At 71.8% G+C, this 18,386-nt stretch carries 16 protein-coding genes; 9 read left to right on the top strand and 7 right to left on the bottom strand.

Annotated elements, in window-relative coordinates; genetic code table 11:
- The first annotated feature begins 56 nt into the window (after window positions 1-56).
- From JMJ56_RS11860 to JMJ56_RS11870, 3 genes are read left to right on the top strand one after another with little or no spacing between them, the layout of a single operon-like run.
- Window positions 57-2,927: a molybdopterin oxidoreductase family protein gene (locus tag JMJ56_RS11860; RefSeq protein WP_236037688.1), complete on the top strand. Its 2,871-nt coding sequence runs from the start codon at window positions 57-59 to the stop codon at window positions 2,925-2,927.
- Window positions 2,924-3,664 carry a 4Fe-4S dicluster domain-containing protein gene (locus JMJ56_RS11865; RefSeq protein WP_328702361.1) on the top strand — a complete coding sequence of 247 codons (741 nt, stop codon included), beginning with the start codon at window positions 2,924-2,926 and terminating at the stop codon, window positions 3,662-3,664. Before JMJ56_RS11860 ends, JMJ56_RS11865 begins: the two co-directional genes overlap by 4 nt.
- The gene (locus JMJ56_RS11870; protein WP_202831915.1) at window positions 3,661-4,581 is read left to right on the top strand and encodes a dimethyl sulfoxide reductase anchor subunit family protein; all 921 of its coding nucleotides are present in this window, start codon (window positions 3,661-3,663) and stop codon (window positions 4,579-4,581) included. The genes JMJ56_RS11865 and JMJ56_RS11870 overlap by 4 nt, the downstream gene beginning before the upstream one ends.
- A 43-nt stretch (window positions 4,582-4,624) precedes the next feature.
- Here JMJ56_RS11870 and JMJ56_RS11875 read toward each other — a convergent pair whose 3' ends face one another.
- Window positions 4,625-5,686 carry an SDR family oxidoreductase gene (locus JMJ56_RS11875; RefSeq protein ID WP_202831917.1) on the bottom strand — a complete coding sequence of 354 codons (1,062 nt, stop codon included), beginning with the start codon at window positions 5,684-5,686 and terminating at the stop codon, window positions 4,625-4,627.
- A gap of 99 nt (window positions 5,687-5,785) precedes the next feature.
- Here JMJ56_RS11875 and JMJ56_RS11880 point away from each other — a divergent pair, with 99 nt between their 5' ends.
- Together JMJ56_RS11880 and JMJ56_RS11885 are read left to right on the top strand one after the other, a co-directional pair.
- Window positions 5,786-6,166: a winged helix-turn-helix transcriptional regulator gene (locus JMJ56_RS11880; protein WP_202831919.1), complete on the top strand. Its 381-nt coding sequence runs from the start codon at window positions 5,786-5,788 to the stop codon at window positions 6,164-6,166.
- 94 nt (window positions 6,167-6,260) lie between these two features.
- Window positions 6,261-7,844, top strand: a complete 1,584-nt coding sequence (locus tag JMJ56_RS11885) for an ABC transporter substrate-binding protein (RefSeq protein ID WP_202831921.1) — start codon at window positions 6,261-6,263, stop codon at window positions 7,842-7,844.
- A 42-nt stretch (window positions 7,845-7,886) separates the two neighbouring features.
- Here the strand turns inward: JMJ56_RS11885 and JMJ56_RS11890 are convergent, their stop codons facing one another.
- From JMJ56_RS11890 to JMJ56_RS11910, 5 genes are all read right to left on the bottom strand, one after another.
- Entirely contained in the window at window positions 7,887-8,714 is an 828-nt protein-coding gene (locus JMJ56_RS11890) for an EF-hand domain-containing protein (RefSeq protein WP_202831923.1), read from the bottom strand.
- Complete coding sequence (locus JMJ56_RS11895; RefSeq protein WP_202831925.1) at window positions 8,711-10,153, bottom strand: hypothetical protein; 1,443 nt, start codon at window positions 10,151-10,153, stop codon at window positions 8,711-8,713. The genes JMJ56_RS11890 and JMJ56_RS11895 overlap by 4 nt, the downstream gene beginning before the upstream one ends.
- A gap of 90 nt (window positions 10,154-10,243) precedes the next feature.
- Complete coding sequence (locus tag JMJ56_RS11900; protein ID WP_202831927.1) at window positions 10,244-10,933, bottom strand: amino acid ABC transporter permease; 690 nt, start codon at window positions 10,931-10,933, stop codon at window positions 10,244-10,246.
- Window position 10,934: 1 nt separating this feature from the next.
- Window positions 10,935-11,753 (bottom strand): ABC transporter substrate-binding protein, encoded by an 819-nt coding sequence (locus tag JMJ56_RS11905; protein WP_236037689.1) that lies wholly within the window; start codon window positions 11,751-11,753, stop codon window positions 10,935-10,937.
- An 11-nt stretch (window positions 11,754-11,764) separates the two neighbouring features.
- On the bottom strand, window positions 11,765-12,673 hold the full coding sequence (locus JMJ56_RS11910) for a dihydrodipicolinate synthase family protein (RefSeq protein WP_202831931.1): 909 nt from the start codon (window positions 12,671-12,673) through the stop codon (window positions 11,765-11,767).
- A gap of 71 nt (window positions 12,674-12,744) precedes the next feature.
- Between JMJ56_RS11910 and JMJ56_RS11915 the strand changes: the two genes are divergently transcribed.
- The 4 genes from JMJ56_RS11915 (at window position 12,745) to JMJ56_RS11930 (ending at window position 18,180) form a co-directional block, all read left to right on the top strand.
- Complete coding sequence (locus tag JMJ56_RS11915) at window positions 12,745-15,594, top strand: FAD-dependent oxidoreductase (protein ID WP_202831933.1); 2,850 nt, start codon at window positions 12,745-12,747, stop codon at window positions 15,592-15,594.
- Window positions 15,595-15,674: 80 nt separating this feature from the next.
- On the top strand, window positions 15,675-16,652 hold the full coding sequence (gene gnd / locus JMJ56_RS11920) for a phosphogluconate dehydrogenase (NAD(+)-dependent, decarboxylating) (RefSeq protein WP_202831935.1): 978 nt from the start codon (window positions 15,675-15,677) through the stop codon (window positions 16,650-16,652).
- Entirely contained in the window at window positions 16,649-17,146 is a 498-nt protein-coding gene (locus JMJ56_RS11925; RefSeq protein WP_202831937.1) for a gluconokinase, read from the top strand. The genes gnd and JMJ56_RS11925 overlap by 4 nt, the downstream gene beginning before the upstream one ends.
- A complete protein-coding gene (locus JMJ56_RS11930) occupies window positions 17,143-18,180 on the top strand; it encodes a glycosyltransferase (RefSeq protein ID WP_202831939.1) in 1,038 nt (345 codons plus the stop codon). Before JMJ56_RS11925 ends, JMJ56_RS11930 begins: the two co-directional genes overlap by 4 nt.
- On the opposite strand, the gene JMJ56_RS11935 is transcribed toward JMJ56_RS11930, so the two are convergent.
- Entirely contained in the window at window positions 18,177-18,386 is a 210-nt protein-coding gene (locus tag JMJ56_RS11935) for a hypothetical protein (protein WP_202831941.1), read from the bottom strand. The genes JMJ56_RS11930 and JMJ56_RS11935 overlap by 4 nt on opposite strands.

The following is an 18,386-nucleotide window of genomic DNA, read 5'->3' on the forward strand; positions in this document are numbered from 1 at the left end:
CCAGAACGGGGCCTCGTGGCTTACTGACATTTCAGGGTAGGGGAGAAGGCCAGTCTATGCCCGAAGCGCCGATGCCGCTGGCGACGGAAAGGCCCGACCGGGTGGTGGACTACTCGCCCCCCGTCGGCGATGAGGTGAAGACCACCACCTGCTACATGTGCGCCTGCCGCTGCGGCATCCGCGTCCACCTGAAGGACGGCCGCATCCGCTACATCGAGGGCAACCCGGACCACCCGGTGAACAAGGGCGTGCTCTGCGGCAAGGGCAGCGCCGGGATCATGACGCAGTACTCGCCCGCCCGGCTGCGCGCGCCCTTGAAGCGCGTCGGCCCCCGCGGCTCCGGCGAGTTCGCCGAGATCTCCTGGGAGGAGGCGCTCGAGACCGCCACCGGCTGGCTCCGCCATGTCCGCGCGACCGACCCACGGCAGCTCGCCTTCTTCACCGGCCGCGACCAGTCGCAGAGCCTGACGGGCTTCTGGGCCGCGCAATTCGGCACGCCGAATTTCGCCGCCCATGGCGGCTTCTGCTCGGTGAACATGGCGGCCGCCGGCCTCTACTCCATCGGCGGCAGCTTCTGGGAATTCGGCGAGCCCGACTGGGACCGCGCCAAGTACCTGCTGATGTTCGGCGTCGCCGAGGACCACGACAGCAACCCGATCAAGATCGGCCTCGCCAAGATGAAGGGCAGGGGGGCGAGGGTCGTCTCCATCAACCCCGTACGCACCGGCTATTCCGCCATCGCCGACGAATGGGTCGGCCTCCGCCCCGGCACCGACGGGCTCTTCGCGCTGGCGCTGGCGCATGAGCTGCTGCGCACCGACCAGATCGACCTCGACTTCCTCGCCCGCTACACCAACGCCTCCTGGCTCGTGGTGCGCAACCCGGGCGGCGAGGATGACGGCCTCTTCGCCCGCGACGAGAACGGCAAGCCGCTGGCCTGGGACCGCGAGCGGGGCGCCATCGACGCCTCGCTGGTGGACCTCTCGGCCGTCATGGCGGGCGAGTTCACCATGCCCGACGGCCGGCGCTGCCAGCCCGTCTTCCACCTGCTGGCCGAGCGCTACCTCGCCCCCGAATACGCGCCGGAGGCGGTCGCCGAGCGCTGCGGCCTCCCCGCCGAGCGCATCCGCCGCATCGCCGCCGAAATTGCCGATGTCGCCTTCAACCAGGCGATCACGCTGGACCAGCCCTGGACCGATGTCTGGGGCCGACGCCACGAGACGATGACCGGCCGCCCCGTCGCCTTCCACGCGATGCGCGGCATCTCCGCTCACAGCAACGGCTTCCACACCTGCCGCGCGCTGCACCTGCTGCAGATGCTGCTCGGCGCCGTCGATACGCCCGGCTCCTGGCGCTACAAGTCGCCCTTCCCGCGGCCGATCCCGCCCGGCCCCGGCCCCGCCGGCCGCGGCGCCAAGCCGAACACGCCGCTGAGCGGCAACATCCTCTCCTTCCCGCACGGGCCGGACGACCTGCTCGTCGACGACGACGGCAACCCGATCCGCATCGACAAGGCCTTCTCCTGGGACGCACCGCTCTCGCTGCACGGGATGATGCATACCGTCATCGGCAATGCCGGCGCCGGCGACCCCTATAAGATCGACACGCTCTTCATGTTCATGGCCAACATGGCCTGGAACAGCGCGATGAACCCCGGCGAGGTCATCCGCATCCTCACCGAGACGCAGCCGGATGGCAGCTACACCATCCCGCACGTCATCTACTCGGACGCCTATTTCTCCGAGACGGTGCCCTATGCCGACCTGATCCTGCCCGACACCACCTATCTCGAGCGCTGGGACTGCATCTCCATCCTCGACCGGCCGATCGGCAGCGCGCATGGCGCGGGCGATGCCATCCGCCAGCCCGTCATCAAGCCCGACCGCGACGTGCGTCCCTTCCAGGACGTGCTGATCGAGCTGGGCTCGCGCCTCGGCCTGCCCGCCTTCACCAAGCCGGACGGCTCGCCGAAGTTCAAGGACTACCCGGACTACATCACCAACCACGAGCGCATGCCCGGCGTCGGCCCGCTCGCCGGCTTCCGCGGCACGGACGGAGCCAAGAAGGGCGTCGGCGAGCCGAACCCCGACCAGCTCCAGCGCTACATCGAGAATGGCTGCTTCTGGCGCGACCACCTGCCGCCGGAGCAGGGCTACTACAAGCACGCCAACAAGCCCTATCTCGAGCAGTCCAAGGCGATGGGGCTGATGGGCAAGTCGGACCAGATCGTCATGCAGATCTGGTCCGAGCCCCTGCAGAAATTCCGCCTCGCCGCCGAGGGCCATGGCGCGAAGCAGCCGCCCGACCGCCTCCGCGAGCGCATCCGCACCTACTGCGACCCGCTGCCCATCTGGTACCCGGCGCTCGAGCACGAGGGCCAGGACCTCGACCGCTTCGACCTCTCCGCCATCACCCAGCGGCCGATGGCGATGTACCATTCCTGGGGCTCGATGAATGCCTGGCTGCGGCAGATCATCGGTGCCAACAAGCTCTACATGGCGCGCAGCCGCGGCACCGCGCTCGGCCTCGCCCAGGACGACTGGGTCTGGGTCGAGAGCCGTGCCGGCCGCCTGAAGTGCCAGGTCTCGCTGATGGAGGGCGTGAACCCCGACACGGTCTGGACCTGGAACGCCATCGGCAAGCGCGCCGGCGCCTGGAACCTGGAGGAAGGCAGCCCGGAATCGACCCGCGGCTTCTTGCTCAATCACGTCATCAGCGAATGGCTGCCGGCCCAGGGCGGCTTCCGCCAAGCCAATGCCGACCCGGTCACGGGCCAGGCGGCATGGTACGACCTCCGCGTCTCGGTGACCAAATGCGCCCCCGGCGAGGAGGGCATCACCAGCCCGCACCCGGAGGCGCCCGCCCTGCCGCCGAACATGCCGGCCCGCCCCGACATCCTCCGCTATTCGACGAAGGCAACCCCGTGACCTGCCTGCCCGAGATCACCCCAGGCCAGACGAAGCTCGGCCTCGTCATCGACCTCGACACCTGCGTCGGCTGCCAGGCCTGCGCGACCAACTGCAAGGAGTGGAACGCCTCCGGCCATAGCGGCCCGCTGCCGGACACGAAGCCCTATTCGGCCGGCGCCGAGGGCGTCTGGTTCAACCGCGTCCACAGCTACGAGGCAGGGGAGGGGGAGCGCGGCCGCACCGTCAACTTCCCCCGCTCCTGCCTCCATTGCGAGACACCGGACTGCGTCACCGTCTGCCCGACCGGCGCCTCCTACAAGCGCATCGAGGACGGCATCGTCCTCGTCGACCACGACCTCTGCATCGGCTGTGGATTGTGCGCCTGGGCCTGCCCCTATGGCGCGCGCGAGATGGACGAGGACGAGGGGGTGATGAAGAAATGCACCCTCTGCATCGACCGCATCTACAACACCAATATTCCCGAGGCGCAGCGCCAGCCCGCCTGCGTGCTGACCTGCCCGACCAGCGCCCGCCATTTCGGCGATCTCGGCGACCCGGAGAGCAAGGTCAGCAAGCTCGTCGCCGAGCGCGGTGGCCAGCCGCTGATGCCGGAGCTCGGCTACAAGCCGGTCAACAGCTACCTGCCGCCGCGCAACCGCAGCAGCGTCGCGGCGAAGCCGGAGGAAGCCGCGCCGACGCCGATGGACATCAAGAACCCGCTGCTCCGCTGGATGGACAAGGTGCTCACCCGGTGAACCCCGCCCCGTCGATCGTTTTCTTCACCACCGCGTCCGGCGCGGGCTACGGGTTACTCTTCTGGCTCGGCCTGCTGCGTCCGCTCGGCCTCGTCCCCGGCCAGGGGCTGGTCGCCCTCGCCCTCGCCCTGGTGCTGATCACCGCGGGGCTCCTGTCCTCCACGCTGCATCTCGGCAACCCGCAGCGGGCCTGGCGCGCCGTCTCGCAATGGCGCTCCTCCTGGCTGTCGCGCGAGGGCGTGGCGGCGATCCTCACCTACATCCCGGCGCTGCTGCTCGGCCTCGCCCTCTGGGTGGATGCGCCGACGCTCGCCCTCGCGGCCGGCCTGCTGGCGGCGGCCGGGGCCATCGCCACCGTCTACTGCACGGGGATGATCTACGCCTCGCTGAAGCCCATCCGCCAATGGCACCACCCGCTGGTCGTCCCCGGCTATCTGGCGCTCTCCGCCTTCAGCGGCGCCGTGCTGCTGGCGATGCTCGCCGCCTTCGCCGGCGGCGGCGCGGTGCCGGCGCTGCTCGCCACCCTCACCGGCGCCGCCGCCTTGCTGCTGAAGCGCGCCTACTGGCAGGCGATCGACGCTGCCCCGCCCATCGCCACCATCGAGAGCGCGACGACGCTCGGCTTCATCGGCAAGGTGCGCCAGCTCGACCCGCCGCATACCGAGCAGAACTACCTCCTGCGCGAGATGGGTTTCCGTATCGCCCGCAAGCATGCCGCGAAGCTCCGCCTGATCGCGCAAGGAGCGGGCTTCGCCCTGCCGGTGCTGCTGGCCCTGCTCGCGGTCCTCATCGGCGGCACCCCGGCCGCGCTGGCGCTGACCCTCGGCGCCGTGCTCGCCATCGGCGGCTTGCTGATCGAGCGTTGGCTGATGTTCGCCGAGGCGACGCATACGGTGATGCTCTACTATCGCGGCTAGAGCCGCGGACCTGGGGGACGCGGCCGGTCGAGGGCCGCTCCGCTCAGGGGATCAGCCGGTCGGCGCGTAGCCGCCCGAACAGGTCGAAGAACGCCTCGTCCGTCGCCTGGTAGGCGGTGAAGCCCAGCCGCCGGCTTTTGCCCATGTCGGTCACCACCTCGATCGGGCGGCCGAGATCGGCATCGGTGTGCCAGGGCGAGGCGAGGCGGCCGAGCTCGGGCTCCGCCAGCCCCTCGCGCCCGGCGATGCGCCGCCAGACGGGCGCATCCTCCGCCATCTGCTCCTCAAGCGGCCGCACCGTGCCGTCGAAGGGCGCCGGCTCCAGCCCGAACCAGCCGGCGATGCGGCCCCACATCCAGCTCCAGCGGAAGATGTCGCCGTTCACCACGTTGAAGGCCTCGTCGCGCGCTGCGGGCGTGGTCGCCGCCCAGAGCAGGTGCCGCGCCAGCAGCCGCGCATCCGTCATGTCCGTCAGCCCGTTCCACTGCGCGGCCGAGCCGGGGAAGCGGAAGGGCCGCCCCGTCTCGCGGCAGAGGGTGGCATAGGCTGCCAGCGTGGTGCCCATGTTCATCGCATTGCCGACCGCCTTGCCGATCACCGTATGCGGGCGATGGACGCTCCAGCCGAAGCCGTCGCGCGCGGCGGCGGCGAAGACCTCGTCCTCCTGGGCGTAGTAGAAATTCTCGACCTCCAGCCGGCCCTGCTCCTCGCGGAACGGCGTCTGCGGCAGCGCGCCCTTCCCATAGGCCTCGAAGGGTCCGAGGTAGTGCTTCAGCCCGGTGACCAGCGCGACGTGCCGCAGGCTGCCGGTGGGGCGCAGCCCGTCGAGCAGGTTGCGCACCATCGCCGCGTTGACCCGGATGTTCTCCGCCTCGCTCTCCTGCCGCAGCCAGGTGGTGATGAACACGACCTCAGGGCGGATCCCAGCGAGCGCCGCGGCGACGCCGGCCGCATCCTGCAGGTCGGCGACGACCGGCAGCACACGCTCCTGTCCGGTCGGCCGACGCGCAAGGCCATGCACCGTCCATCCCTCCGCCGCCAGCAGCGCCGCCGTCGCGCCGCCGACGATGCCGCTCGCGCCCGCGACCAGTGCCGTGCCTGCCATCTCCAACTCCTGCATCCCTTGGTGGCGGAACTGGGCCCGGGGGCAGCGGCGTTCCAGACGGAACCGAATTGGGACATAGGCACCAGGAGGTCACCACCCATGCAGCCCGGCAGTACCGAGGAGGAATGGCGGGAGGATTGCGCGCCACGGCGCGTGCTCGACCTGTTCACCACCAAGTGGACGAGCATGGTCCTGCACGTGCTGCACGCCCGGCATGGCGGCGCGGCCCGCACCGACGTCCTGCAGCGCAGCCTGCCCGGCATCTCGAAGAAGATGCTGATCCAGACCCTGCGGGAGATGGGCGAGAGCGGCCTCGTCACCCGCCACGTCCAGGGCACTGTGCCGCCGGCGGTCGAGTACCGGCTCTCGGCCCTGGGGCGGCGCTTCGTCGAGCCGGTGGAACTGCTCTATGCCTGGGGCCGCGCCAATGCCGAGGCGCTCGACCAGCTGGGGAGCCGCCCCACCTCCCGCCGCGGGTGATCGCCCGGCCACGGGCAAACCGGCCCGCCCCTTGCATGTCCTCCCCACCATCCGCCACGCTGCGGATCAGGGACGGCATAAGGGAGACAGGCGGATGCGACGCAGCGCGCGATGGGCCATCGCGGCCATGGCTACGGTGGCCCCACTCGGGAGCCTACCGGCGAAAGCCGCCGACCTCACCATCGCGGTGGGCGGCGCCTTCACCTCGATGGACCCGCATTTCTTCGACCTCTCTCCGAACCACGCGCTGACCTGGCACGTCTTCGACCGCTTGGTTCACCCCGATGCCGACCAGCGCCCATCGCCCGGCCTCGCTACCTCCTGGCGCGTCGTCGACGAGCGCACCTGGGAGTTCAAGCTGCGTGAGGGCGTCCGCTGGCAGGACGGCACGCCCTTCACCGCCGACGACGTGGTCTACACCTTCGAGCGCGCGCCGAACGTGCCGAACAGCCCGACCTCCATGGGCCAGTACATCCGCCCGGTGACGCGGCTGGAGGTGGTCGATACCCACACCATCCGCATGCACACCGCCGAGCCCATCCCGCTCATTCCGCAGATGATGATGTCCTTCGCCATCATCGGCCGCAAACAGGGCGAGGGGATGAGCACCGCCGACTACAACAGCGGCAAGGCGGCGGTCGGCACCGGCCCCTACCGCCTCGTCTCGCTGGCCCTCGGCGACCGCGCCGTCTTCGCCCGCAACCCCAATTACTGGGGCCGCGCCCAGCCCTGGGAGCGCGTCACCTACCGGATGATCACCAATGACAGCGCCCGCGTCGCCGCGCTGCAGTCGGGCGACGTGGACGCCATCGACACGGTGCCGACGCGCGACGTCGCCCGCATCTCGCGCGACAACCGCCTCACCGTCACCTCCCGCCCCGGCCTCCGGCTGATCTACCTCTATGTCGATGCCAACCGCCCGGTCTCGCCATTGGTCACCGACCGCGACGGCAAGCCCATCCCCAACCCGATGCGCGACGTGCGCGTGCGCCAGGCCCTCTCCATCGCCATCAACCGCGAGGGCATCCAGCGCCAGATCATGGAGGGCCACTCGAAGCCCACCGGCCAGGCCCAGCCGGAAGGCGCGATGGGCTACGACCCCTCGATCCCCGTCCCCGCCTACGAGCCCGACCGTGCGAAGCGGCTCCTCGCCGAGGCCGGCTACCCCGACGGCTTCAACATCACCCTCAGCGGCCCGAACGACCGCTACGTGAACGACGACGCCATCGCCCAGGCCGTCGCTCAGATGTGGGCGCGCATCGGCGTCCGCACTCAGGTGGCGACCACCCCGGCCAGCGTCTTCTTCACCGCCGGCGGCGTGCGTGACGAGCACAGCATCGCGCTCACCGGCTGGAGCACCTCCACCGGCGAGCCCGACACGCATCTCTCGCTGATGCTGGCGACGCCGGAGCCGGAGCGCGGCCGCGGCACCCGCCTCCGCCCCAGCCATTACAGCAACACCTCGCTCGACCGGCTGATCGACCGCGCGCTCACGACGATCGACCAGGAAGCCCGTGAGAAGCTGTATTTCGAGGCCATCCGCATCGGCTACCAGCAGGAGCTGGCGGTGATCCCGATCCACCATCAGGTCAACATCTGGGCGATGCGCAAGGGCATCTCCTACACGCCGCAGCTCTCGGAGCAGACGCGCGCCATGGAATTCGCTCCGGCACGCTGAGAGCGTTCCTAGAATCCGGGGAGGGCAGCACCCTCCTCGGCACTACTTCAGCAGGCTCAACCCACTCAGCAACCCGCGCAGCGCCTCCAGCCCCGGCCCCGCCGCCTCGCTGTGCGCGGGCCGCCCCGTTGCATTCCCTCGCGCCACGCCGAAGCGCCCGCGATCCTGCGCCAGCTCCTCCGCCGAGAGCCGCCCATCCCCGTCATAGTCGAGCCCCTCGACGGTCAGCTGCGCCGCAAGCTGCCCCGCCAGCGCTCCCGCGGCGACGGCGCCCGCCAGGTTCTCGCCCGTCACCCCCTCCTGCACCGCCACCATCCAGGCCGCGCCGCGCGCCAGCCGCGCCAGCTCCGCCCGCGTCAGCCTGCCATCGCCCGAGACATCCGCCTGCGCCATCACGGCGGCGAGGCAGGCGATAGTATCCGCCCCGCCGCAGGCCGCCTCGGCATGCTCGAGCGCCGCCATCACCGCGACGCCCTCGCCATGCAGCAGCGCTACGGCGGGCGGCACCGGCTCGCAGCGATGCCAGCGGGCGAGGGGGGCCTCGCCCGGCAGCCGGTCCTCGCGCGCCTTGGCCTCGGGCTCGGCCGTCTCCAGCGCATCGCCCGCGGCGCGCAGCATCAGCCGCGGCGCCTCCGCCCCACGCCCGGTGCCGATCAGCCAGCCCTCCTGCAACCGCATGACGGGGAAGCGCAGCAGCCGCCCCGCCCTCTCGCGCGGCACGCGCGCCGCAGCGCGATGGGTAAGATGCAGCAGCGCATCCGGCCGCGCGCATTCACCCTGGAACCAAGCCCCTTGCAAGGCCTCGGGCACCGGCTGCGCGGCGGCGAGGCCGGGCGCCAGCAGCAGGGCGAGGAGGAGAAGCCGCCTCATTGCAGCACCACCTCCCGCCCGGCGCAGAGATCGGTGCCGGGCAGGGCCAGTTCCCGCCCGTCGCGGAACACCGCGACCAAGTCCGCCTGGCATTCGCCGGGGCCGCCGGGCGGGGCGAAATCCATCGCCTCCCCGGTGCCGAGCACGGTCTGGCCGAGCCGATCCTCGCCGCGCTTGCTGCCCGGCGGGTCGGCATAGAGCTCCACCACCGGCAGGCCGGCCGCATTGCGCAGGCGGATGCTGCCCGGCTGCGGCTCCTTCGCCCCATCCCCTGGCGCCTCCGCCGCCAGCTCGTCCACCGTCCAGCCCGGCCGGAGCGCGAGGGTGCCGAGCGCGCAGATGTCGATGTCCCGCCGCTCCTCCGCCGAGTCGTTGTCGAAGACGATGCGCAGGTCGGCCCGGCAGCCGCCCTCCATCGGCAGCGCCCCCCGCGCGCCAGGGGCGATGACCTCCCCGCCCAGCGCATCCTCGCCCCAGTCGTCGCTGTCGGCCGGAGACAGATAGGCCTCCCGCACCGTGCGGCCGAAGCCGTTGACCAGCGTCACCCGCCGCGCCCCGCCCTCGCCGATCACCGACGCGCCGAAGCCGACCCGCTGCTGGGCGCATAGGTCGAGGCCGCGCTGCACCTCCTCGCGGTTGTCCTCGAAGACGGCGCGCAGGTCGAAGCGGCAGGCCTCGCCGCGCAGGCGGAGACGGAAGTCGCCGCGCGGGTCGATCATCTCCGCGCCGAGCCGGTCCCCGCCCCAGCCCTCCCGCCCGGCGGCACGGGCGTAGAGCTCGCGCAGCGTCCGCCGGCCGCGGTTCGTCACCGTCACCTCCCGCACTGGCAGGTTCGGGTCGCCGAAGGCGAGGCGCGGCGAGCGGCAGACATCCTGCCGCTCGCGCACCTCCTCTTCGTCGTCGTCATAGACCACGCGCACATCGACGCTGCACCCGGCCATGTTGCGCAGGCGCAGGCGGAAATCCTCGCCCGCCGCGACGGTGCCGCTGCCCAGCCGGTCGGCGCCCCATTCCCGACCCCGGCCGCCGCGGCTGCCGGCCGGCGCGAGGTAGAGCTCGCGCACCACCCGGTCGGACTGGTTGCTGACCGTCACCTCGCGCACCGGCCCGGTATCGGCGAAGGCGATGCGGGGCGAGCGGCAAAGATCGGCCCGGCGGCGCATCTCGTCGCCGCCCTCGAAAACCGCGCGCGCCTCGAAATTGCAGTCCCGCGTGCGGCCGAGCGGCACGCGCAGCGTCGCTCGCGGCGGCAGCACGCCGCTGCCCAGCCGGTCCGCCCCATCCTCCGCGCCGGGACGGAAGACATAAAGTTCCAGCAGGGTGCGGTCGGTGTCGTTGGCCACCACCGCCTCCCGCGCAGGGACCGAGGCCGGCTGGGCGAAGACGCGGCCGGCCAAGGGGGTGACGGACAACAGGGCCATCAGGAGCAGGCGATGCATCGGGCCTCCGGACCAGAATCGGCCGGACAGTGCCGTCGCACCACTCCCGGTTGCAAGCCCGATGCGGATCACGGTGCCCAGGACGGGCAATCAGCGCCGGTCCGCGCTTTCCTGCCCGTAGCCGCGGCCATAACGCCGCTCCAGCCTGCGCTGCACCAGGTCCCAGAGCGTCGTCATCGCCAGGTAGTAGAGCGCCGCGACAGCGAAGAGCTCCAGCACCAGGAAGCGCTCCTGGATGAGGATCTGCGTTCGCCGCAGCAGCTCATCGACCGAGATGACGCTGGCGACGGAGGTGGTCTTCAGCAGTCCGTTCACGCTGTTGCCGAGCGGCGGGATGACGATGCGCAGCGCCTGCGGCCAGGTGACGAGGCGGAAGACCTGCCCGCGCCGGAGGCCCAGCGCCAGCGCCGCCTCCCGCTGCCCCTTCGGCACGGAGAGGATGCCGGCGCGCAGGATCTCGCTCAGATAGGCCGCCTCGTTGAGTGACAGCCCGAGCAGCGCCGCCTCCCAGACCGAGAAGCGCAGCCCGAAGAGCGGCAGCCCGGTATAGATGACGAGCAGCTGCACCAGCAGCGGCGTGCCGCGGAAGATCCAGCAATAGAAGCCCGCCGCGCCCCGCAGCACCCGGTTGGCGGACAGCCGCAGCACCGCGATGCCGAGGCCGATCGCCAGCCCGCAGGCCAGCGCCGCCACGGTGAGCGCGACCGAGATCGCGGCCCCTTCCAGCAGATAGGCATTGAACAGGTAGTCGAGGAAGCCGTCCCAGTGCCAGGCCTGCACTTTACGAAGGACCGACCACCTCGAAGGCCCCCTCGTATTCCTTCACCCCATAGCGGTCGAGCAGCGCCTTCAGCGACCCATCCGTCCGCATCTCCGTCAGCACGCCGGCGACGGCGGTCGCCAGCGCCTTGCTGCGGAAGCCGAAATTGATCGGTGTGCCATAGAGCCCGCTGATGGCGCGGGTGAAGTCGCCGCGCTCCTCGTATTCCTTGCCCGTGCTGTCGATGGAGATCGCTGCATCGAGCTGCCTGACGCGCAGCGCCTGGAAGGAGACCGCGAAATTGTCGAAGGGCCGGATGGTGATCGGCTTCAGCCCCTTCTCCTCCAGCGCCTTGGCGATGTCCTGCGTGCGGCGGAACTCGAAGCCGCCCTGCTCCACGCCGACCGTCAGCCCCGCCATGTCCTCGATCCGCGCGATCTTGCGCGGGTTGCCGCGCGGCACGCTGACGGTGATCGCCTGCTCCTCGTAGCGGACGAGGTACATCAGCTTCGCCCGTTCCTCGGTGTAGAACATGCCGGTGTTGATTATGTCCCAGCGCCGCGCCGCGAGCCCCGGGATCATTGCCGCGAATTCGACGCGCACATGCTCGACGCCGAGGCAGAGCCTCTTGGCGATCTCCGCCCCCAGCTCCACCCGCATCCCGACGAGCTGTCCCTGCGCATTGACGAATTGCATCGGCGGCAAGGTCGGGTTGGTCGAGAGGGTGAGCGTCCGCGCTTTCACCAGCTCGCCGTCAGCCACTTTCGGCGCACAGCTTTGCCCGAAAGCGGGCAGGCTGACGGTGGCGCAGGCGGCGCCCAGCAGGGAACGGCGAAGCATCATCTATCTCCTCACTCGGCCGCCGCGCGGGCGTCCGCAATCGCGCCCATCGCTTGCAAGACCGAGGCCAGCGCCGGCACATCCCGCTCCGGCAGCGGCAGGCGCGGCGGCCGGGGGTCGCCCATCTCCATCCCCATCAGCCGGAACCCCGCTTTGGTGCCGGAGACGTAGCGCGGCCCGCCGACCCAGGGCAGCAGCGGCGCCAGCTTGCGGTAGAGCGGCAGCGCCTTCGCCCGGTCGGCTTCGAAGGCGGCGGCGGCGAACATGTCGCGCGACAGCCGGGGGACCAGGTTGCTGCACACCGCCACCCAGCCGATGGCGCCGAGCCAGGCGCTCTCGTAGCCGAGCACGCCGGCGAAGACCTCCATCCGGTCGCCGCAGAGCGCGATGATATCGCGCACCCGCGTCGCCTCCAGCGTGCTCTCCTTAACGTAGAGGCAGTTGGGGATGGTCGAGAGCCGCGCCAGCGTCGTGGGCAGCAGGTCGACATTCGCCGTCGCCGGGTTGTTGTAGACCATGATCGGGATGCCGATCGCATCCGCCGCCGTCTTATAGTGGTGGAACAGCTCGTCCTCTGTCGGCACGGCATAGAAGGGCGGGATGATCATCACCCCATCCGCGCCGAGCGATTCCGCCTCGCGGCTCAGCGCCACGACCTCCCGCGTGTCCTCCGCCCCCGTGCCCATCAGCACCGGCACGCGGCCAGCGGCGGTCTTCACCACCGTTTCGGTGATCGCGGTCCGCTCCTCCCGGCTCACACTCAGGAACTCGCCCGTCGAGCCGAGCGGGATCAACCCGTCGATCCCCTCGGCGATCTGGAATTCCACCAGCCGCTCCAGCGCCTTGAGATCGACGGCGGTGCCATCCGCAGTGAAGGGGGTGATGAGGACCGTGTAGGTCCCGCGGAACGGCCTGGCCATGCTGCTTGCCCCCTCGCTTCTGCATGCGATGATGCCGGACTGAACAGGAAGTGGCGGAACCCGGCAAGCGCATGCGCCTCACCCATCCCGATATCCGCCCCGCCACGACCCCCATCCGCATCAGCTTCGACGGCCAGGCGCTGGAGGCACTGCCGGGCGAGACCATCGCCGCCACCCTCTCCGCCGCCGGCATCCTCGCCTACCGGGAGACGCCCTCCGGCGCCCCACGCGGCCTGCACTGCGGCATGGGCGCCTGCTTCGACTGCCTCGTCACGGTCGACGGCAAGCCCGGCCAGCGCGCCTGCCTGACCAAGGTGCGGGACGGCATGGCGGTCGGCAGCGCCCCGCCCGCCGCGCCCGCCCCGCTCGCCGCCGTGCCCGAGGCGATCCCGGAGCGCGACTGCGACGTGCTGGTCATCGGCGCCGGCCCCGCCGGCCTCTCCGCCGCCCGTGCGGCGGCCGAGGCAGGCGCCCGCGTCCTGGTGCTCGACGAGCGCGGCGAGGCCGGTGGCCAGTATCTCAAGCCGCTCGCCGCCTCCCACCAGCATGCGGCGCCCGACGCGCAATTCCGCAAGGGCGAGACGCTGCGTGCCCTCGCCCAGGCCGCCGGCGCCGAAATCCTGACCGGCGCCACCGTCTGGGGCGGCTTCGCCCCGGACGAGATCGGCGCCCTGGTGGCCGGCGCCGCCGTCACTCTCCGCCCGCGGCGCCTCATCCTCGCCGCCGGCGCGCATGAGCGCCCCGTCCCCATCCCCGGCTGGACCCTGCCCGGCGTCATGACCACGGGCGGGATGCAGACCCTGGCCCGCGCCAACCGCGTCTCCCCCGGGCGGCGGATTGTCATCGCCGGCAACGGCCCGCTGAACCTGCAGCTAGCCTGCGAATTGCTCGACGGCGGCGCCGAGGTCGCCGCGGTGGCGGAAGCCGCCCCGCGGCCCGGCCTCGCCCAATGGCGCGACGCCGCCCGCATCCTCCGCGCCTCCCCCGACCTCGCCTGGGACGGCCTGCGCTACCTCCGCCGCCTCCGCCGAGCCGGCGTCCCCGTGCTCTGGGGCACGACCACCCTCGCCTGCGAGGGCGAGGCGCGCTTCACTGCCCTCCGTCTCCGCACGCCCGAGGGCGAGCGCCGCATCGAGGCCGATGCCTGCGCCCTCAACCTCGGCTTCCAGCCGGAGACCGGCCTGGCCCGGGCGCTGGGCGCCGAGCACCGCTTCACCGGCGAGCGGCTGGAGACGGTGGCGGCGGAGGATGGCCGCACCTCCCTCGCATCGGTCTTCGCCGTCGGCGACGGCGCGGCGATCGGCGGCGCCCGCATCGCCCTCGCCCGCGGCCGCCTGGCGGGACTGGCTGCCGCCGCCGATCTCGGCCTCGCCACGCCGGAGCCCGCCCCGGCCCGCGCCGCCCTCCGCCGCGCGCTTGCCTTCCAGTCCGGGCTCTGGCGCCTCTTCGCCGCCCCGCCCCTCGACATCGCCGCCGTCCCGGACGAGACCATCCTCTGCCGCTGCGAGGAGGTCACGGCCGGCCGCCTTCGCGCCGAGCAGGCCGCCGGCATCCGGTCGCTCGCCGGGCTGAAGAAGGCGACGCGCGCCGGCATGGGCCGCTGCCAGGGCCGCATGTGCTCCACCTCCGTCGCCCGGCTCTGCGGCGTGGCGGAGGAGGCCGGCTTCGCCGCCCCCCGCGCCCCGGTGAGGCCCGTCCCCGCCGCCGCCTTGATGCTGGAATTGCCCGAGGGCGGCGACTGGCCTGTTTTTCCGCTGCCGCACTACAACCAGTGGAGCACGCGCCCTGCCGCCCCGCTCGCCGAGAGCTGCGACGTGCTGGTGATCGGCGGTGGCGTCCTCGGCCTCTCGACGGCGATGTACCTCGCCCGCGACGGCATGGACGTGCTGCTGGCCGAGCGTGGCGAGGCCGGCATGGCCGCCAGCACCGCCAATGCCGGCAGCCTCCATGTCCAGCTCCTCACCTACGACTTCGACGGCGAGCAGGAGACCGGCCCCTCCCTCGACCGCCTCCCCCTCGGCCCGCAGAGCATCGCCCTCTGGCGCGAGATCGCCGCCGAGGCGGGGGAGGGGTTGGGCATCCGCACCGAGGGCGGGCTGATGCTCGCCGAGACGAAAGACCAGTTTCGCTGGCTCCGCGCCAAGGTCGCGGCCGAGAAGGCGAGGGGAATCGAAAGCCACCTCCTCGGCGCCAACGAGCTGATGAGCCTCGCCCCATATCTCGGCCCTCACTTCATCGGCGCCGGCTTCGCCCCCGCCGAGGGCCAGATCGACCCGCTGCGCGGCACCCTCTCCCTCCGCCGCCTGGCCGCGCGCGCCGGCGCCCGCCTGCACGAAGGTGTCGAGGTCCAGTCCATCGCCTGCGAGGGCCCTGGCTTTACCGCGACGACGCCCGGCGGCGCCATCCGCGCCGGCCGCGTGGTGAACTGCGCCGGGGCCCATGCCGGCCGCATCGCCGCCATGCTCGGCGTCAACCTGCCCGTCATCGGTTCCGTCCAGCAGGTCATCGCCACCGAGGGCGTGGCGCCGACCATGCGCCACCTCGTCGCCCATGCCGGGCGGCACCTCTCGCTGAAGCAGGGCGATGGCGGCCATGTGCTGGTCGGCGGCGGCTGGCCTGGGGTGCTCGACGCGCGCGGCGCCCCGCGCAACCTGCGCCGCTCGATCGAGGGCAATCTCTGGGTCGCCGGCCGCGTCCTGCCCGGCCTTGCCGGGATGCAGGCCATCCGCGCCTGGACCGGGTTGGCGGTGGAGGTGGACCGCGCGCCCCTGCTCGGCGAGACGCTTGGGGTGCCCGGCCTCTTCCACGCCGTCACCAGCAACGGCTACACCCTGGCCCCCATCGCCGGGAGGATGACGGCGGATGCGGTTCTGGGTCGTGGCACGGTCCCGCCGGAGTTCACCCTGGCGCGATTTGGCTGATTGGCGAATTCGGAGAAATAGATGAGGGGCTTGGGGAGAATACCTTCTCCCCAATCTTTTCTTTTTTGGGAGTAGGACAGATGCAACTCGGCATGGTCGGCCTCGGCCGCATGGGCGGCAACATCGTGCGGCGCCTGCTTCGCGCCGGCCATGACTGCGTGGCTTATGACCGCAACCCCGCCCCCGGCGCCGTGCTCGCCCAGGAAGGCGCGCGCGCCGTGGACAGCCTCCAGGCCATGGTCGCCGCCCTCGAGGCCCCGCGCGCCATCTGGATCATGCTGCCCAACGGCGCCCCGACCGAGGCGGCGATCGACAGCCTCGCCGCCCTGCTCTCGCCCGGCGACGTGCTGATCGACGGCGGCAACAGCATGTGGAAGGACAGCGTCCGCCGCGGCACCGCGCTGCGGGCCAAGGGCCTGCATTTCCTCGACATCGGCACCTCCGGCGGCGTCTGGGGCCTGGAGCGCGGCTATTCCATGATGATCGGCGGCGAGGAGGAGGTGGTCCGCCGCCTCGACCCCATCCTCGCCGCCCTCGCCCCCGGCAAGGCCTCCGCACCGCCGACGCCCGGCTATGCCGGCGACCCGCGGCCGGAGCAGGGCTATGTCCATGCCGGCCCGAACGGCGCCGGGCACTTCACGAAGATGATCCATAACGGCATCGAATATGGCATGATGCAGGCCTTCGCCGAGGGCCTCGACATCCTGAAGCACGCCGATAGCGACATCCTCCCCGAGGACCAGCGCTTCACTCTGAACCTCGCCGAGATCACCGAGGCCTGGCGCCGCGGCAGCGTCGTCGCCTCCTGGCTGCTCGACCTGACGGCGCAGGCGCTGGCCGGCGACCCGGCCCTGGAAAGCTTCTCCGGCCACGTCTCCGACAGCGGCGAGGGCCGCTGGACCGTCCAGGCCGCGGTCGAGACGGCCGTCGCCGCCCCCGTCCTCTCCGCCGCGCTCTATGCCCGCTTCACCAGCCGCGACGAGGACCGCTTCAGCGGCAAGGTCCTCTCCGCCCAGCGCAAGGGCTTCGGCGGCCACCTGGAAGCTCCGAAGAAATGAGCTACCTCGTCCTGGTGATGGGCGTCTCCGGCGCCGGCAAGAGCACGGTCGGCACCTTGCTGGCCGAACGCCTTGGCGTGCCCTTCGCCGATGCCGACAACTTCCACCCGCCCGCCAACATCGCCAAGATGAGCCGCGGCGAGGCGCTGACCGACGAGGATCGCTGGCCCTGGCTGGACGCCATCGGCGCCTGGCTCGACGCGCATGAGCCGGGCGGCGGCGTCGCCACCTGCTCGGCGCTGAAGCAGGCCTATCGCGACCGCCTGCTCACTGGCCGGCCGGCGGTGCGCCTGCTCCACCTGAGCGGCGACCCGGCGCTGATCGGCGCCCGCCAGGCGGCGCGGCCGGACCACTTCATGCCGCCGAGCCTGATGGCCAGCCAGTTCGCCACGCTGGAGCCGCCGGCGCCGGACGACCGCACCATCGTCCTCTCGGTCGAGCCGCTGCCTGAGGACATCGTCGAGGCCGCGCTGGCAGCCCTCGCCGGGCCGTGAAGCTTCGCTTCATCCTCTGCCACCCCGCGCCGGAGCTCTATGGCGAGCGGCGCGAAGGGCTCCTGGCAGCGGAACTGCGTGCCCTCGGCCATGACGCCGCCGTGCTGCGGGCCGAGGCCGCCGCGGCACCGCGCGTCACGCAGGCCGAGGGCGGCGCGCCCTTCTTCCACTTCCCCTCCGACGCGCCGGGGCTGCAGGCGCATCGCCAGGGCTCCGCCGCCATGGTGGAATGGCTGCGCGCCGACGCGCCGGACGTCGCGCTGTTCAAGGGCATGGACTACGACATCGTCGCGCACTGCCTGGAGGCGCTCGACCGCGCGCGCTGCCGCATCGGCTTCGTCATCGGCGGCACCAGCATCCACCCCAACCTGGCCGCGGCCGATTTCGTCCTGGCCGAGAGCGAGTGGCAGGCCGAGGCCATCGCCCGCCATCTCGGCCATGACCTACCGGCGGCGCTGCTGCCGAAGCACATCGACTGGCCGGCCGCCGACGCCGCCCATGCCGAGGCGCGCGCGGCGGAGGCCAGGCTCTACGACCTCTGCAATGTCGGCGGCTTCGAACCGCGCAAGAACCAGGCGGCGCTGGCGCCCCTCTTCCCCGACTGCCGCATCGCCCTCATCGGCGACGGCGGAACGCGCGCCGCGGTCGCCGCCCTGGCGGAGTCCCACCCCACGGTCCACCTCACCGGCCAGCTGCCCCAGCCGGAAGCCCTCCGCGTGGTGGCGCAGTCCTGGCTGATGGCGCATGCCTCCACCTGGGAAGGAGTGCCGCGCGCGATCGTCGAATCGCTCGCCTGCGGCACGCCCGTCGTCGCGCATGACTTCGCCATCCAGTCCCGCTTCGACACGCCGGCGGTGCGCCTCGTCCCGGCCGAGGAATTTCTCCCCACGATCCGCGCCCTGCTCGTCGACCGCCCCACCCTGCTGGCGCTCGGCGAGGAGGCCCGCCGCTACGCGCTGGAGCGGCATGGCCCTGGCCTGCTCGCCCCCGCAGCCGCCACGCTGCTTGCCCTGGCGCAGGGTGGAGAAGCCTAGCGCCGGTGTGACACCGCCATCGCCGCCAGCTGCCGGGCATGCTCCGACTGCTTGCCGAAATCCTCGGCGAGGGCGATCAGCGAGGCCTGCTGCGGATGCTGGGCGAGCAGCCCGGCCAGCCGCCGGCATTCCTCCGCCTTGGCCTTGAACCAGTCCGCGTCCCAGTGGCTCTCGAACCCGGCGGGCCGCGATTCGGTGTCCGGCAT

This window comes from Belnapia arida, from assembly GCF_016773205.1.
GTDB classification, from domain to species: domain Bacteria; phylum Pseudomonadota; class Alphaproteobacteria; order Acetobacterales; family Acetobacteraceae; genus Belnapia; species Belnapia arida.

Excerpts from the sequence above, each read along its gene's own strand:
- JMJ56_RS11935 (WP_202831941.1), bottom strand. The coding sequence starts at position 18,386 with ATGCCGGACACCGAATCGCGGCCCGCCGGGTTCGAGAGCCACTGGGAC.
- JMJ56_RS11925 (WP_202831937.1), top strand. The coding sequence starts at position 16,649 with ATGAGCTACCTCGTCCTGGTGATGGGCGTCTCCGGCGCCGGCAAGAGC.
- JMJ56_RS11910 (WP_202831931.1), bottom strand. The coding sequence starts at position 12,673 with ATGGCCAGGCCGTTCCGCGGGACCTACACGGTCCTCATCACCCCCTTC.
- JMJ56_RS11860 (WP_236037688.1), top strand. The coding sequence starts at position 57 with ATGCCCGAAGCGCCGATGCCGCTGGCGACGGAAAGGCCCGACCGGGTG.
- JMJ56_RS11905 (WP_236037689.1), bottom strand. The coding sequence starts at position 11,753 with ATGCTTCGCCGTTCCCTGCTGGGCGCCGCCTGCGCCACCGTCAGCCTG.
- JMJ56_RS11880 (WP_202831919.1), top strand. The coding sequence starts at position 5,786 with ATGCAGCCCGGCAGTACCGAGGAGGAATGGCGGGAGGATTGCGCGCCA.
- JMJ56_RS11895 (WP_202831925.1), bottom strand. The coding sequence starts at position 10,153 with ATGCATCGCCTGCTCCTGATGGCCCTGTTGTCCGTCACCCCCTTGGCC.
- JMJ56_RS11915 (WP_202831933.1), top strand. The coding sequence starts at position 12,745 with ATGCGCCTCACCCATCCCGATATCCGCCCCGCCACGACCCCCATCCGC.
- gnd (WP_202831935.1), top strand. The coding sequence starts at position 15,675 with ATGCAACTCGGCATGGTCGGCCTCGGCCGCATGGGCGGCAACATCGTG.
- JMJ56_RS11885 (WP_202831921.1), top strand. The coding sequence starts at position 6,261 with ATGCGACGCAGCGCGCGATGGGCCATCGCGGCCATGGCTACGGTGGCC.
- JMJ56_RS11875 (WP_202831917.1), bottom strand. The coding sequence starts at position 5,686 with ATGGCAGGCACGGCACTGGTCGCGGGCGCGAGCGGCATCGTCGGCGGC.
- JMJ56_RS11890 (WP_202831923.1), bottom strand. The coding sequence starts at position 8,714 with ATGAGGCGGCTTCTCCTCCTCGCCCTGCTGCTGGCGCCCGGCCTCGCC.